The 13,856-nt window shown below is 65.4% G+C and carries 14 protein-coding genes and 1 riboswitch; of the genes, 5 read left to right on the top strand and 9 right to left on the bottom strand.

What is annotated here, in order from left to right; genetic code table 11:
• Window positions 1–7 precede the first annotated feature (7 nt).
• Genes CXR29_RS04540 through CXR29_RS04530 form a run of 3 tightly spaced genes read right to left on the bottom strand, consistent with a single transcriptional unit; the run spans window position 8 to window position 3,527 of the window.
• Window positions 8–1,129: a bifunctional 2-methylcitrate synthase/citrate synthase gene (locus CXR29_RS04540; protein ID WP_101555840.1), complete on the bottom strand. Its 1,122-nt coding sequence runs from the start codon at window positions 1,127–1,129 to the stop codon at window positions 8–10.
• On the bottom strand, window positions 1,126–2,031 hold the full coding sequence (gene prpB, locus CXR29_RS04535) for a methylisocitrate lyase (protein WP_101594627.1): 906 nt from the start codon (window positions 2,029–2,031) through the stop codon (window positions 1,126–1,128). Before prpB ends, CXR29_RS04540 begins: the two co-directional genes overlap by 4 nt.
• The gene (locus CXR29_RS04530) at window positions 2,031–3,527 is read right to left on the bottom strand and encodes an MmgE/PrpD family protein (RefSeq protein WP_127364024.1); all 1,497 of its coding nucleotides are present in this window, start codon (window positions 3,525–3,527) and stop codon (window positions 2,031–2,033) included. The genes prpB and CXR29_RS04530 overlap by 1 nt, the downstream gene beginning before the upstream one ends.
• Before the next feature lie 195 nt (window positions 3,528–3,722).
• Here CXR29_RS04530 and CXR29_RS04525 point away from each other — a divergent pair, with 195 nt between their 5' ends.
• Window positions 3,723–4,262, top strand: a complete 540-nt coding sequence (locus CXR29_RS04525; protein WP_127364023.1) for a DUF4916 domain-containing protein — start codon at window positions 3,723–3,725, stop codon at window positions 4,260–4,262.
• 157 nt (window positions 4,263–4,419) lie between these two features.
• Complete coding sequence (locus tag CXR29_RS04520; protein WP_127364022.1) at window positions 4,420–5,337, top strand: universal stress protein; 918 nt, start codon at window positions 4,420–4,422, stop codon at window positions 5,335–5,337.
• Window positions 5,338–5,373: 36 nt separating this feature from the next.
• On the opposite strand, the gene CXR29_RS04515 is transcribed toward CXR29_RS04520, so the two are convergent.
• Window positions 5,374–7,176 (bottom strand): FN3 domain-containing metallophosphoesterase family protein, encoded by a 1,803-nt coding sequence (locus CXR29_RS04515; RefSeq protein ID WP_164742776.1) that lies wholly within the window; start codon window positions 7,174–7,176, stop codon window positions 5,374–5,376.
• A 146-nt stretch (window positions 7,177–7,322) separates the two neighbouring features.
• Window positions 7,323–7,431: riboswitch (TPP riboswitch) on the top strand.
• Between the two features lie 22 nt (window positions 7,432–7,453).
• Here CXR29_RS04515 and CXR29_RS04510 point away from each other — a divergent pair.
• From CXR29_RS04510 to CXR29_RS04500, 3 genes are read left to right on the top strand one after another with little or no spacing between them, the layout of a single operon-like run.
• The gene (locus CXR29_RS04510) at window positions 7,454–8,080 is read left to right on the top strand and encodes an ECF transporter S component (RefSeq protein WP_101555844.1); all 627 of its coding nucleotides are present in this window, start codon (window positions 7,454–7,456) and stop codon (window positions 8,078–8,080) included.
• Window positions 8,080–9,612, top strand: a complete 1,533-nt coding sequence (locus CXR29_RS04505) for an ABC transporter ATP-binding protein (protein WP_101594623.1) — start codon at window positions 8,080–8,082, stop codon at window positions 9,610–9,612. Before CXR29_RS04510 ends, CXR29_RS04505 begins: the two co-directional genes overlap by 1 nt.
• Window positions 9,605–10,450, top strand: coding sequence for an energy-coupling factor transporter transmembrane component T family protein (locus CXR29_RS04500; RefSeq protein ID WP_240812197.1), 846 nt, complete (start codon window positions 9,605–9,607; stop codon window positions 10,448–10,450). Before CXR29_RS04505 ends, CXR29_RS04500 begins: the two co-directional genes overlap by 8 nt.
• A gap of 22 nt (window positions 10,451–10,472) precedes the next feature.
• Here the strand turns inward: CXR29_RS04500 and CXR29_RS04495 are convergent, their stop codons facing one another.
• The 5 genes from CXR29_RS04495 to CXR29_RS04475 form a co-directional block, all read right to left on the bottom strand.
• Window positions 10,473–11,015: a hypothetical protein gene (locus tag CXR29_RS04495; RefSeq protein ID WP_101555847.1), complete on the bottom strand. Its 543-nt coding sequence runs from the start codon at window positions 11,013–11,015 to the stop codon at window positions 10,473–10,475.
• Window positions 11,016–11,065: 50 nt separating this feature from the next.
• Complete coding sequence (locus CXR29_RS04490; RefSeq protein ID WP_101555848.1) at window positions 11,066–11,386, bottom strand: putative quinol monooxygenase; 321 nt, start codon at window positions 11,384–11,386, stop codon at window positions 11,066–11,068.
• A gap of 77 nt (window positions 11,387–11,463) precedes the next feature.
• Window positions 11,464–12,207: a class I SAM-dependent methyltransferase gene (locus tag CXR29_RS04485; protein ID WP_101555849.1), complete on the bottom strand. Its 744-nt coding sequence runs from the start codon at window positions 12,205–12,207 to the stop codon at window positions 11,464–11,466.
• Window positions 12,208–12,216: 9 nt separating this feature from the next.
• Complete coding sequence (locus CXR29_RS04480; protein ID WP_101555850.1) at window positions 12,217–12,819, bottom strand: class I SAM-dependent methyltransferase; 603 nt, start codon at window positions 12,817–12,819, stop codon at window positions 12,217–12,219.
• A gap of 22 nt (window positions 12,820–12,841) precedes the next feature.
• A complete protein-coding gene (locus tag CXR29_RS04475) occupies window positions 12,842–13,717 on the bottom strand; it encodes a LysR family transcriptional regulator (RefSeq protein WP_101594621.1) in 876 nt (291 codons plus the stop codon).
• Window positions 13,718–13,856: the final 139 nt, after the last annotated feature.

Here is a 13,856-nt window from a genome sequence, read left to right as displayed (position 1 = left end):
CGAGAGGTCAGCCCCGGTTGTCGGGAACCTCGCGCTGTTCCTCACCGTCGTAGGCGCTCAGGGGACGGATGAGGGCGTTGTTCGCCTGCTGCTCGAAGATATGAGCGGTCCAGCCGGTGATGCGGGCCATCACGAAGATCGGGGTGAACTGCTCGGTGTCGAAGCCCATGAGGTGGTAGGCCGGGCCCGACGGGTAGTCGAGATTCGGGTAGATGCCCTTGCGCCCGACGAAGTCCTCTTCGAAGGTGTTGTACAGATCGAGCAGATCGTTCGCACCCTTGACTGCGACCATGTCCTCGAACGCCTTGCGCATGGTGGGAACGCGCGAATCGCCGTTCTTGTACACGCGGTGGCCGAAGCCCATGATCTTCGCCTTCTTGGCCAGTGCCTCGTCGATCCAGGCCGAAGCCTTGTCGGCGGTGCCGACCTCTTCGAGCATCGCCATGACGGCTTCGTTCGCTCCGCCGTGCAGCGGGCCCTTGAGCGCACCGACGGCACCGGCGACTGCCGAATACAGGTCCGATGTGGTCGAGGTGATGACGCGACCGGTGAAGGTCGAGGCGTTGAACGAGTGCTCGGCGTAGAGGATCATCGACACGTCGAAGCAGCGCACGACCTCCTCGGCGGGAACTTCGTCGAAGACCATCTTGAAGAAGTTCGCGGCGTAGCCGAGGTCCTTCGTCGGGGCGATCGGGTCGAGGCCGTGACGACGACGGTGGTCGATGGCCACGATCGTCGGCAGCTGGGCGTAGAGACGCTCGGCCTTGGCCAGGTTCGCCTCGGCGCCCTCGGTGTCGGCCTCGGGGTCGACGGCGCCCAGGTAGGCCACGGCCGTCTGCACGACGTGCATCGGGTGGCAGTCCTTGGGCAGGCCGAGGATGAGGTCGACGAGCTTGTCATCGACGGCACGCTGGGAGCGTTCGCGTTCCTGGAATTCTGCCAGCTGCGCCTCGGTGGGCAGTTCGCCGTTCCAGATGAGGTAGGCGACGTCTTCGAAGCTGCGCTTGGCGGCGAGCTCCTGCACGGGGTAGCCGCGGTAGGTCAGCGAGTTGGTCTCCTGGACCACTTTGGACACTGCGGTGGTGTCCACCACGACACCGGCGAGGCCCTTCTTGATTTCTTCGGTCACTGGTGACCCTCCTGTGAGAAGTTGAATACTGCGGCGTCGAACTCGTTGTACGCCGAGTAGTCGATCGTGTCATACAGGTCCGCACGGGTCTGCATGCCCTCGAGCAGGTCCACCTGAGTGCCCTTGTCCCGAATGGTCTGCAGGCCCGATCTGATCGCACCCATGGCGATGCGCAGAGTCGTGACCGGGTAGATCACAAGTTTGACTCCGACATTCGCCAACTGTTCGGTGGTGAACAGTTCGCTCTTTCCGAATTCCGTCATGTTCGCCAGGATCGGCACATCGACGCTGGAGGCGAATTTCTCGAACTCTCCGAGATCGCGCATCGCCTCGGGGAAGATCATGTCAGCACCCGCATCGGCATAGGCCTTCGCCCGGTCGATGGCGGCGTCGAGACCTTCCCCGGCGCGCGAGTCCGTGCGGGCGCAGATGACGAAGTTGTCGTCCCGGCGCCCCTTGACGGCGGCCTTGATGCGCTTGGACATCTCGGCCGCGGTCACGACCTCCTTGCCGTCGAGGTGGCCGCAGCGCTTCGGATTGACCTGGTCCTCCAGGTGCATTCCGGAGATTCCGGCGTCCTCGAACTCCTGGACCGTGCGGGCCACATTCATGGCTTCGCCCCATCCGGTGTCGGCGTCGATGAAAGTCGGCAGGTTCGTGACTCGGGCGATGTTGCGTCCGTGGTCGGCCACCTCGGTGAGGGTGGTCAGCCCGATATCGGGCAGACCCATGGCCGCGGAGAACGCGCCTCCGGAGATGTAGACGCCTTCGAAGCCGGTCTGCTCGATGATCTGAGCGTTGATCGGGTTGATGGCGCCGGGGAACTGGACGATCTGATCACCGGCGAGCAGCTCGCGGAACGTGGCGCGGCGCTCGGCGGGGGTTGCCTGTGCGCCGAGCATCAGAAGATTCCCTTCGATCCGCTGTGCTCGAGTCCGTCGACGGCGAAGCTCAGTTCCGCAACGCCCTTGGCGTCGAGGCTCTCGAGGTTCTCGGCCAGATCGAGGAAGCGAGCCTGCTCGGAGTCGGAGACGATGCCCTCGGCCAGGGTCTTGAACTTCTCGATGTAGTTCGCACGGGCGAAGGGACGGGCACCGAACGGGTGGGCGTCGGCGACGGCGATCTCGTCGGTCAGCGTCGAGCCGTCCTCGAATTCGATCTCCACGCGACCGCCGAAGGCCTTCTCGTTGGGGTCGATCGAGTGGTAGCGGCGGGTCCACTCGGGATCCTCGGTGGTCTCGATCTTGTGCCAAAGTTCGACGGTGTCGGGACGGCCGGCGCGCTCGGGAGCATATGAGTGCTCGTGGTGCCAGCCCTCGTCCTGCATGGCCACAGCGAAGATGTACATGATCGAGTGGTCGAGGGTCTCGCGGCTGGCACGAGGATCCATCTTCTGCGGATCGTTCGCACCGGTGCCGATGACGTAGTGGGTGTGGTGCGAGGTGTGGATGACGACCCGCTTGATCTTCGACAGGTCCTCGATCTGTCCGCCGAGCTTGCGGGCGAGGTCGATGAGCGCCTGAGCCTGGTACTCGGCCGAGTGCTCCTTGGTGTAGGTGTCGAGGATCGCGCGCTTCGCTTCGCCCTTGCCCGGCAGCGGGATGGTGTAGCGGGCCTCGGGACCGGAGAGGATCCAAGCGATGAAGCCGTCCTCACCTTCGTAGATCGGGTTCGGAGCACCCTCGCCGCGCATCGCACGGTCGACGGACTCGACGGCCATCTTGCCGGCGAAGGCCGGAGCGTGGGCCTTCCAGGACGAGATCTCGCCCTTGCGCGACTGACGGGTCGCGGTGGTCACGTGCAGCGCCTGCTGCACGGCCTGGAAGGTGACCTCGGTGGGCAGGTGGAGCAGTGCGCCGATACCGGCGGCTGCCGAGGGGCCGAGGTGGGCGACGTGGTCGATCTTGTGCTCGTGCAGGCACATTCCCTTGACGAGGTCGACCTGGATCTCGTAGCCGGTGGCGATGCCGTTGATGAGGTCCTTGCCGCCGATGCCCTTGTGCTGGGCGACTGCGAGCACAGCCGGGATGTTGTCACCGGGATGCGAGTACTCTGCGGCGAGGAAGGTGTCGTGGAAATCGAGTTCGCGCACGGCCACACCGTTGGCCCAAGCGGCCCATTCCGGGGAGAAGCGGTCGCTCACCGGCAGGCCGAAGATGTTGGCGCCGGGGTTGAACGGGTGGGTCTGGGCCTGCTCGCGAGCGTGGGTCGGAGCGGAGCGGCGCACCGAGGCTGCTGCCACGGCGGCGTTGTCGATGACGCGGTTGATGACCATCTCGGTGACGTCGGAGTCGACCGGAGTCGGATCGGATGCGACCTCGGCGATCTTCCAGGCGAGCTGATCTTCGCGAGCCAGGTTCTCTGAGCTCTTGTAGGTACGGACTTCATGATTGATCATGGATACCCCTTCATAGTCCTTGACCGGATATGGTCACGTAGTGCTGACACAACTGTAGGCCACGTCACTTGGCAGGTCCCTGCCGGTCGGAAATTTATCTCGACATCAAGATACTTTACCCGATACGTGTCCCAGTTCATCAACAGGGCCTCCAGACTCTTCTGCAGAGAGGGATGGTTGTGGGAATATTGGGTCATGACTCGGACTGCCCTGGACTTCGACGAGAACTGGTTCGACGACGCGGAATACGCGCGCCTGCGCAGACGCATGCCGATCCCCTATGTCAACGCCATCCCGGTACGGGTGGGCGAGACGGGCAACGTCGAACGCATCGGCCTGCTGCTGCGCAGCCTCGAGGACGGCACCCTCGGACGAGAGCTCGTCGGCGGGCGGATCCGCTTCCACGAGACCATCCGAACCGCACTGGTCCGTCACGCCGAAAACGACCTCGGCCCGATGGCGCTGCCGGTCATTCCGCCTGCGATCAGCCCGTTCCACATCGCCGAATACTTCCCCACCGAGGGCTCGGCCCTGCTCCATGATCCGCGCCAGCACGCGATCGCCATGTGCTTCATCATGGAGGTCCGCGGCGAATGCACTCCGCGAGCCGATGCGCTCAGCCTCGATTGGCTGACCCCCGAGGAGACCCTGCGTCCCGATATCGTGGGCGAGCTCTGCTACGGCCAGGACCACATTCTGCGCATTGCGCTGGCTCACCTGGGCTTCCGCGTCTGAGCCGCGGGCGCGCCCAGGTGAGACGCAGCTTCTCGCCGCACGCTTTTTCTACATCTCGTAGAACAGTCTTGCTAGACTGAAGAGGACGCGGACGATACCGCCAGTCGGGGCCGTCGTCGGCGTCTGGGTTGGACAGGCCCCGATCGAAAGGTGCGAGATGTCTGCTCAAACCAGTTCGTCCGAATCCGGCCTGAATCTCGAACTCGGCGTCCTCGTCGGCTTCGACGGCTCCGAACTCGCCGCTCAAGCCGTCCGCTACGGCTCAGTCGAGGCCGAACGTCGCAGGACCGTTCTCACCGTCGTCACCGCCTATGAGCTGCCGACGATGATCTACCCGAATATGGCCTCCATCCCCAGCGAACCCGAGGATGACAAGGCGAAGAAGGCAGCAGAGAAGACCCTCACCGAGGCGGTCGAACTCCTGCGCGACTACTCCGGTGAGAAGTCCTTCCGCACCGCGCCGGGAAACTCCGCCGGTGTGCTCGTCACGCTCAGCGCCGACGCCGAAGTCGTCATCGTCGGTGCTCGCGGACGCGGCGGATTCATGGGCCGCGTCCTCGGATCCGTGTCCACGGCTCTGCCGGCCCATGCGCACTGCCCGACGATCGTCGTTCCCGAACGATCGACCTCGGCGTCCGCGGACTCGGGCCCGGTGGTTGTTGCCGTCGACGGCTCTGACACCGGTCGGGTCGCGATGTTCACGGCGGCTGCCGAAGCCGCCACTCGCGGGGCTGAGCTCGAACTCGTCGTGGTGCTGCCGGCCGGTGAGGAATGGCTCTACTGGTACCCCGACCTCGAGCTCAGCTCCGAGGTCACCTCGCGTCGGCAGAAGCAGCTGACCGAAGGCCTGGAGAAGGAAGCTGCGACACTGTCCGAGCAGTTCCCGGATCTGACGGTGACCACCTCGGTACCGGTCGGCGATCCCACCGAAACCCTCGTCGAGATCAGCTCCCGCGCACAGCTGACCGTGATGGGCACCCGCGGGCGCGGACGGATCCGCAGCGCTCTGCTGGGATCCGTCTCGCGCGGGGTCCTCAACCACGCCGAGGGTCCGGTCATGGTGGTTCCGAGCTGATGCGCAGCGTCGGGCCGATCAGCAAGGCTGTGCTGATCAGCTGAGGCCGGCACCTCGGCGGCGACGGCTCACGACCATCAGCGTCGCGCCGAGTGCCAGCGCCCCCGCCCCGACGGTCAAGGGCAGCGCAAGTCCACCGCCGGTGCGGGGAAGGTCTCCATCCCCACCCGCCGAGGCGGTCCCGGAGGAACCCGCATCATCGCCCGTTCCCGCGGTGTCCGCTTCGGCACCGTTCGCATCGGCGCCAGAGTCTGCCGTGCCGGCATCGACGTCCGAGCCATCCGCTGCGGCGTCAGCTTCTGTTCCGGCGCCGTCTGCGTCTGCGTCGTCATTCGCACCTGCACCATCTGCACCTGCCGCGGAGTCGGCACCGGCTCCGGAATCCGCGTCTGCACCGGCGTCGTCGCCCGGGGCGGGTTCGTCCGCCTCGGCGCGCCTGAGTTCGACATCGTCGATCTGCTCGGCTGCGGCCCGCGCTTCCGCCCGTTCGCCATCGGCCGACGCTCCCTCAGCAGGCACCTCATAGGTCGTCGCCCGCAGCGCTTCGTCGCTGACGCGGACCCGGGTGAAGGCGGGCATGTCGTTGTGGACGCTCTTGCCTTCCCAGTCGAGGCCGGGAACGTAGTCGTAGAACTTCGACCCCGATGACGAGGTCAGCGTGAGGTAGAGCGTCTGCCCGTCTTCCTTCGCCTCATCGGCTCCCGCTTCGGAGCCCTCGACGGGCTTGCCCTCCCCGTCCATGAGGAAGGTGCGGTTAAAGATGTGGTCGTGGCCGGAGACGACGAGGTCGATGTCATTGCGGGCCGCGACCGGTGGGATCGCCTTCCGCAGCCGCTTCACATCGAGATCGTTCCAATGTGTTGCCGTCGAATAGATCGAATGGTGGAATCCCAGCACAGTCCATCGTGCCTGGCCACCGTGTTCGGCGACGACCTCGTCGATGAACTCGGCGTGGGCGTCCATGTCCGAACTGTTCGAGTTGATGTTGAGGAACAGGACTCCGTCTTCGATGAACCAATAGTCGCCGCCGGAGGTGATGATGCCTCCGCCGCCGTGGTCCTGGCTGACATTGGGTCGGTTGAAGTGCTGTTCGTAGGCCTTCGACGACACATCGTGGTTGCCGATCGTCGTCGCCTGCGGGATCGTCCGGGTCGCTTCCGGCGCCAGGTACTGCGCGTACTGCTCTTGGTTGCCGGCGGCGTTGACCTGGTCTCCCAGGGAGTAGAGAAAACTCGGGTCGTCGGCAGTGGCCACGGCCGTCGACAGGGTCCGTTCCCAGCCGGTGGCGTCGTCGGGGTCTCCGCCTCCGGCGCCGACCTGGGGGTCGCCGAAGACGAGGAATTCGTCATCTCCTCCGGACGATCCTGTGGTGAACTGCTGCACCTCGGTGAACCCGTCCTCGTCGCTGCCGACCTGGTAGGCGTAGTCGGTGTCGGGTTCCAGGTCGGTCATGCTCGCATGGTTGAAGTGACGTTTGAGGTCGGTGGCGAGACCGGAGTCCGTGGTCTCAGCCGCTGCCGCGTCGGCGGGAAGTTCGCCTCCCTCGAGTTCATTGACCGGCGCCCACCGGACCTCTCCCCCGCCGGAGTTCTCACTCATCCACGAGAGGTTGCGCGTCGTCGAGTCGGCTCCGACCTGCAGTACGGGATCGGTGATCGCCTCATTCCCTGCATCCGCCTCGGCGGGCGTGTCCGTCGGGTCCTGGCTCACGGTCGAACTCGGGCCGCCCGAGCCGAGATTCGGTTCGGCGCGCACGGGCACCGGGGCCGCCACCAGAGCGGCGAGCAGGGTGGCGGCGGACAGGGCACTGAGTGGTCGCTTGAGTCGATGCGTATTCACCCACCCATTCCTACCGATCAGTAGTGTCCGGTCGTTCGAGGCCCGTCGACGAGACAGGGAACGAGAGGTGAATCGTCGATGACGGATCCCGGCCTCCGCGTCGCCTCCGCTCCCGGTCGCTGCTTCTCTCACCTGTTGTACAGTGGTGGCTACGACAGGGGAGCGCCGTCAGGGGCGCTGAGAGTGCAGAAGAAGCTGCAGACCCTCGAACCTGATGCGGTCAGTACCGCCGAAGGAAGTCGAGACTCTTCACCCCTCCTTGATATGAGGAGGCACAATGCCGAATACCACCGCGCCGACCACCACCCCCGCCCGCGCGCAGGCCTTCACCGCGGCGCCGAAGACGAAGCAGTGGCGGGTCGTCGACTATGTCACCACCGCCGTGCTCGGCATCGCCGTGGGACTCGTCTTCTGGGTGCTCGCGCTGAGCTGGAAGGTCCTCGAACTCGCCTTCCAGGCATTCCCGCCGTCGATCGGCCTCATCGCCGGACTCTGGGTGCTGGCCGGTCCGCTGGCCGGTGCCATCATCCGCAAACCCGGTGCCGCACTCCTGTGCGAACTCATCGCCGCGATCGTCGAAGCCGTGCTCGGCTCCCACTTCGGGGCGACCGTTCTGCTCTCGGGTCTGCTGCAGGGTCTCGGTGCCGAACTCGTCTTCGCCGCCTTCGGCTACAAACGCTTCACCCTGTGGGTCACCGCCGCTTCGGGTGTGCTGGCCGCGGCGTTCATGGCCGTGAGCGAGAACATCATGTACAACGCCGAATGGCAGTTCGGGTTCCAGGCGATCTATGCGGTCTGCGCGATCATCTCCGGCCTCGTCATTTCCGGCATCGGCGCGTGGTACGCCTACCGGGCGATCGCGGCCACCGGAGCTCTGAGCTCCTTCGCCTCCGGCCGTCGCTGATGGCGCTGCCGATCACGGCCGCCGGCTTCTCATGGACGCACACCGACCGTGATCAGCCGGCGGTCGGTCCGCTCGACCTGCAGATCGTGGCCGGAGAGAAGGTGCTGCTGCTCGGCGCCTCCGGAGCCGGGAAATCGACGTTCCTCCACGCCGTCGCCGGTGTCCTGCCCGAGGAATCGGGTGAGGCCACCGGTGAACTCCTCGTCGGCGGAGAGAAACCGGATCCTCGCCGAGGCAGCACCGGGCTGGTCCTCCAAGATCCCGATTCGCAGGTGATCTTCTCCCGCGTCGGTGATGATGTGGCATTCGGGATGGAGAACCTCGGACTCCCGGCCGAGGTCATCGAGGCTCAGGTCCCCGAGTCCCTGCATGCGTTGGGACTCGATCTGGCCCCGGAGCATCCGAGTGCGGCCCTGTCCGGTGGGCAGAAGCAGCGGCTGGCCCTGGCCGGGATCCATGCGATGGCCCCGGAGGTCATCGTCCTCGACGAACCGACGGCCAATATCGATCCCGCCTCGGCGACCGAGGTCCGCGATGCCGTGCTCACCGTGCAGGCCGAGACACAGGCGACCATGCTCGTCGTCGAACACCGGGTGGAGCTGTGGACCGAGCACGTCGACCGTGTCATCGTGCTGGGCGGTGACGGGATCGTCGCCCAAGGTCCGCCCGAGCAGATCTTCACCGATCCGGACCTGACCGAAACGCTCATCGGCTGCGGCATCTGGATTCCGCAGGACTCCCCCACCCCGCGCCGAGGCGGGGCCGCAGGAATCGGTGGGACGTCGGGCCGCCTCGGCGAGGTTCTGCTGCGCACAGATCGGCTCAGCGTTGCTCGACCGCGCATGGCCACCCCCGCCGCGACCGGACTGGACCTGAGCCTGAGCGCCGGTCAGGCCCTCGGAATCATCGGTGCGAATGGGGCAGGCAAATCGACCACGGCCCTGACCTTGGCGGGCCTGCTGCCCGAATTCTCCGGGCAGGTCCTCGCCGAGGCGGCCCTGCGGGAAGGAGCCAAACGGCCCCGACCGTTCGCGTGGCCGTCGAAGCAGCTGGCGGCGCGCATCGGGATGGTCTTCCAGGAACCGGCCCACCAGTTCCTCACCTCGAGCGTGGCGGCCGAACTCGAGCTGGGTCCCAGGCTGGCCGGGTGGTCTGCCGCCGAGTCGCAGGCACGGGTGGATGAGCTTCTTGCGGGTCTCGGTCTCACCGGTTTGGCGCAGGCTCATCCGCAGAGTCTCTCCGGTGGGGAGAAGCGTCGCCTGTCGGTGGCGGCGATGCTGGCTCCCCGGCCCCGGGTGCTCATCGTCGATGAGCCGACCTTCGGTCAGGATGCGCTGACGTGGGCGGGGTTGGTGGAGATGTTCCTCGATGCCTTGGATCACGGTTCCGCAGTGGTGGCGGTCAGCCATGATCTGGCGTTCCTCGAGGCCATCGGCGCCGATCTCCTCGAGCTCGGCTACCGCGGCCACGAAGAGCGATCCGACGGCAATAAGTCGGATTCGCATGTCAGGGCGGGTGAGCGCGGTGAGTAAGGGCCTCGATGAGCACGTTCGCCACTCCCCCGAGGTCGCGGTACAGGATCCGGGGCAGCTCATCCCCGTGGTGCGTTCGACCGCTTTGGCTCGGTGCAATCCGCTGACGAAGATCGCAGTCGCTCTCATCCTCATGGTCGGGGCGCTGCTGAGCATCGATCTGGTCTCTGCCGGGGTGGTGCTGCTGGCAGCAGTGCTGGCGCTGCCGGCGACCGGACTCGATCTGGTGGCCGCGGCCAAGCGGCTGTGGTTCCTGCCCGCCGGCGCTCTGCTCGCCGCTTGGGGCACGGCTCTGTTGGCGGAGAAAACCGGAGATGTGGTCGTCGACTTCGGTCCGATTCTGTTCACCACGGGGTCCCTGGCCGCGGCTGCGGCGATCTTCGTCCGTGCCCTCGCCTTGGCGATCCCGCTCATCGTGCTCGCGTCGACGATCGATCCGCGTGACCTCGCCGATGCGCTCATTCAGCACCTGCGCCTGCCAGAGGTCGTCGTGGTCTCGGTTCTCGCGGCCTCACGCCTGCTCGGACTGTTGGTCAGTGAGTGGCAGGTGCTGGCGATGGCTCGCCGTGCGCGCGGTGTCTCCGGAGGTTCGCTTCTGCGGCGCACGGGCAGCCTCTTCAGCGGGGTGTTCGTCCTGCTCGTGGTCTCGATCCGCCGGGCGACGACCTTGGCGATGGCGATGGAGGGTCGGGCATTCGGTCGTCCTGGACGGACGTGGCGCAGGCGGTCGAGTTTCACGGTCCGAGATGTCGTGGCGGTGCTTCTCAGTCTGGCCGTCTGCGCGGTCGCGATCGGTGCGGCTCACATGCTCGGAGTCTGGAACCCGATCATCGGCTGAGGCGACGAGGATATGGCACAACTCAGAGCTGTTTGAGGAGGTCCTTGCCGAAGGCCCGCCATTCCTCCAAGGCTTCGGGGCTGGGCAGTTTGGATATGGTGAGGACGACGAGGGTCTTGTTGTCGCTCTTCGTCTCGGCTGCGGCTTCGACCTTGATGCCGCCGTCGAGGTTGGCTCGCCAGAAGGAGCGCTTCGCCGTCTCCGAGGTGCGGGGATCGCCGTCGAGGGCCACCTCGTTGAGGGTGTCGCCGACGAGGGAGGCGAACTTGGCGATGAGTGCGGAACGATCGCCCGGGATGGTGCGGGAGACGGCAACGTCGAAGGTGCCGTCGGCGCGCTGGCCGGGGACGCGGCGTCCGATCTCCTGCTCATAGGCGACGACGGCGCCTTGGACCCACCAGCCGTGGTTGTCGACCCTGCCGTCGAACTGGGGATAGAGAGCGTCGGCGAGTTCTTTGTGGCTCGCCGACGCTCCCCCGGCTGCCTCGAGGCGAGCTCGGGTGTCTGCCCATGGCTCGCCGAGAGCCTTTTCGATCGATGCGATGTTCTGCGCTTTGGTCGCCATGGCAGAAGTCTATGTGCTCGGTCGACCCGGGATGAAGGTCTGGAAGGGGTTCAGTCGATCTTGAGTTCGCCCATCTCGTCCCAGCCCTCACCGTCGATCTTGCGGGAGATGATCTTCGGAGTCGAGACCAGGTGCGGGCGCATGGCTTCGAGACCGGCGGCGAAGTGATCGCTGGTGACGTGCGGTTCTGCGCCTTCGTCAGTGAATGCCTCGACGAGGACGAACTCGTTCGGGTTCTCCAGGCTCTTCGACCATTCGAAGAAGAGGTTGCCGGGTTCGGCGCGGGTCGCCTCGGTGAAGGCCCGAACGGCCTCGGGGAACGTCTCGACGCTTTCGGGTTTCACGTCATACTTCACGACGATGAAGATCATGGTCATTCTCCTTCAGCTGATCAGCAGTACGGGTCGATCCCAGCTTAGTTCTGACGCAATTGCGAATCGACCGCTGATCAGTCGAATCCTTTGCTCGCTTCCACAATGATCAAGCGTTCTTCTGCCGATCCGGTGAAAGGACTCCGGTGCCAATCGCTCCACAGATTGTCGACCCGCAATCCGACTGAGTGAAGATCACCTTGCAGTGTTTCGGCAGACCGGAAGCTCAGTCGCAGAGTAGTTTCAATGGTTCGTTCTGCGTCGATGAACTCATGAATAGTTGTCATCGTCACTGTTCCATCTGTGTCGGGACCCGAGACTGATTCGGACTCTCGCAATGTACCCGCCGAGGTTTCGCGAACTTCAGCTGGGCCGCCCCACGCCTGCCACGATTCGTTTCGTGGATTTCGAGTCTCGAAGACGAGCCGCCCGCCTGACTTCAGCCCTTGAGCGATGTCGAGCAGAGTTGTCTCCCATGCCTCGTCGATGATGTGCATGGCGACGTTTCCGCTCATGAGAATCAGATCATTGGCGTCGCGGTCAATGAGTTCGGAGGTGCCCCGTCGCCATTCGACCCGGTCGCCGCCGGGCCGATTTGCCGCGTGAGAAAGCATCGCAACGGCAGGATCGATGCCGACAATTCTGCGTCCCTCTTCAGCCAAGGTGACTGTCAGAATTCCGGTTCCACAGCCGAGGTCGGTAATAGATGAAGCCGAGAGGTCGTCAGCCATCGCACGAAAGTAGTCGTGGTCAGGTCCGTCGCCGTTGTCCTCGTCATAGATCTGGGCGAGAAGGTCGTCGTCGTAGCCGACATCATCCATGCTCGCGGCTCACAGCCTTTCGGCGATGAGGACGAGGAAGTCGCTGTCGGGCTCAAAGGGACGCAGCTCCCAGGTGGAGAACTTCTGGTCGACGAACATCCCCGTGGCCTTGACGTCCTCGATGAAGTCGTCGAAATCGTACCCCCGTCCGGCACCGAATCCGGACACGAATCGACCGCCATGCTTGAGGGTCGATTTGATGTTGCCGAGAGTCTGCCGGCGCGAGGCGGGATCGAGGAAGGACAGGACGTTTCCGGCGCAGAATGCCACGTCGATCTCGGTGATTCCGGCACCGGCGAAATCGAAGTCGGCGAGGTCGCCGGTGTGCCATTCACCGCTGGGGAAGTCCTCCTCGGCGACGGAGATGAGGAATTCGTCGAGGTCGACACCGAAGACGGTGTGCCCTTCGTCGATGAGCAGTCCGCCGGCCCGTCCGGTTCCGCAGCCGGCATCGAGGATGCGCGATCCCCGCGGGGCCATGGCGTTGACGAACCTGGCCTCCCCGCCGATGTCATGCCCGGCGGCCGCGAGATCACGCCACCGCTGCGCGTAGTTCGCCGAATGGTCGGGGTTGGCCCTGCGTACCTTGTTCCACTGATGGTCGAAGCTCATGCCCTCATCCTAGGCCGGATCCTCAGGCGAAGACTTCGGTGACCACCTCGGCGACCGCCCGGACCGGATCGCTGGGGTCCGGGGAGGTCAGCACGATGATCTCGCGTCCGCCCGCCTCGGCGACCGGGTGGAGGTCGACGTCTGGCCCGCCCAACGACATCATGATCGGCGTCGCCAGGGTCAAGCCGAGCCCGGTCCCGGCGAGTGCCAACGCGACCGCGGTGTCCGTGACGATGTGGGTCTCCTTCGCATTGATTCCCAGCGCCGAGGTGGCCAACCGCATCGCGCGGCCGAAGAGCTCCTCGGCCGGTGGGAGGATCCAGTCGGCCTCGGCCAGATCGTCATCGCTCGGTCGGGCCGTCCCCGCGGGGACGACGATGCCGAAGTCCTCGTCCGCCACCGCCTCCCAGCGCAGCCCGCGCATCGGCGGCAGCGGCGCGGCCGGGTAGTTGATCCCGATGCCTAAGTCGATGACTCCGTCGATGACGGCGGCCGACATGGTCTCGACATTGATCTCCCGCGCCCGGACTTCGATATGCGGATGACGCTCGGCCAGCGCCCGCACCACCTTCGGCAGCGCCGTCGTCGATGCCGACCCGAAGACGCCGAGGGTGACGATGGCCTCGCTGCGGAAGTCCCGGCCGAGCATCGCCATCTCCGCCTGCTGTTGAGCGGCGAGGATGCTCCGGGCCCTGGGCAGCAGAGTGCGCCCGGCTTCGGCGAGGACGAGCCCGCGGCCGCGCCTGCGGAACAGGTCGGAATCGACGACTCGGCGCAGCGCTGAGATGTGCTGGGACACGGCCCCGACGCTGTAGCCGAGGTGGTCGGCCGCCCGCGTCATCGACCCGAGTTCGGCCACAGCGACGAATGTGCGCAGCTGTCCGAGCGTCCATGTCATGGCAGCAATCCCCTGTCTTTAGGTTTCTTGAACGCAGTTTTCACAAACTCTCCCTTGTTCTTAAGTGTGATGGCAACCACAATGAAGTCAAGACACAAACGCCGACATCGCCGTCGGCACTCTCCGTTTCCGGGGCGAC

The sequence above is a fragment of the Brevibacterium linens genome (assembly GCF_003999335.1).
Lineage (GTDB): Bacteria > Actinomycetota > Actinomycetes > Actinomycetales > Brevibacteriaceae > Brevibacterium > Brevibacterium linens.
This window is presented reverse-complemented; position numbering and strand designations above follow the sequence as displayed.

Excerpts from the sequence above, each read along its gene's own strand:
- prpB (WP_101594627.1), bottom strand. The coding sequence starts at position 2,031 with ATGCTCGGCGCACAGGCAACCCCCGCCGAGCGCCGCGCCACGTTCCGC.
- CXR29_RS04530 (WP_127364024.1), bottom strand. The coding sequence starts at position 3,527 with ATGATCAATCATGAAGTCCGTACCTACAAGAGCTCAGAGAACCTGGCT.
- CXR29_RS04525 (WP_127364023.1), top strand. The coding sequence starts at position 3,723 with ATGACTCGGACTGCCCTGGACTTCGACGAGAACTGGTTCGACGACGCG.
- CXR29_RS04520 (WP_127364022.1), top strand. The coding sequence starts at position 4,420 with ATGTCTGCTCAAACCAGTTCGTCCGAATCCGGCCTGAATCTCGAACTC.
- CXR29_RS04510 (WP_101555844.1), top strand. The coding sequence starts at position 7,454 with ATGCCGAATACCACCGCGCCGACCACCACCCCCGCCCGCGCGCAGGCC.
- CXR29_RS04505 (WP_101594623.1), top strand. The coding sequence starts at position 8,080 with ATGGCGCTGCCGATCACGGCCGCCGGCTTCTCATGGACGCACACCGAC.
- CXR29_RS04495 (WP_101555847.1), bottom strand. The coding sequence starts at position 11,015 with ATGGCGACCAAAGCGCAGAACATCGCATCGATCGAAAAGGCTCTCGGC.
- CXR29_RS04490 (WP_101555848.1), bottom strand. The coding sequence starts at position 11,386 with ATGATCTTCATCGTCGTGAAGTATGACGTGAAACCCGAAAGCGTCGAG.
- CXR29_RS04485 (WP_101555849.1), bottom strand. The coding sequence starts at position 12,207 with ATGGATGATGTCGGCTACGACGACGACCTTCTCGCCCAGATCTATGAC.
- CXR29_RS04480 (WP_101555850.1), bottom strand. The coding sequence starts at position 12,819 with ATGAGCTTCGACCATCAGTGGAACAAGGTACGCAGGGCCAACCCCGAC.
- CXR29_RS04475 (WP_101594621.1), bottom strand. The coding sequence starts at position 13,717 with ATGACATGGACGCTCGGACAGCTGCGCACATTCGTCGCTGTGGCCGAA.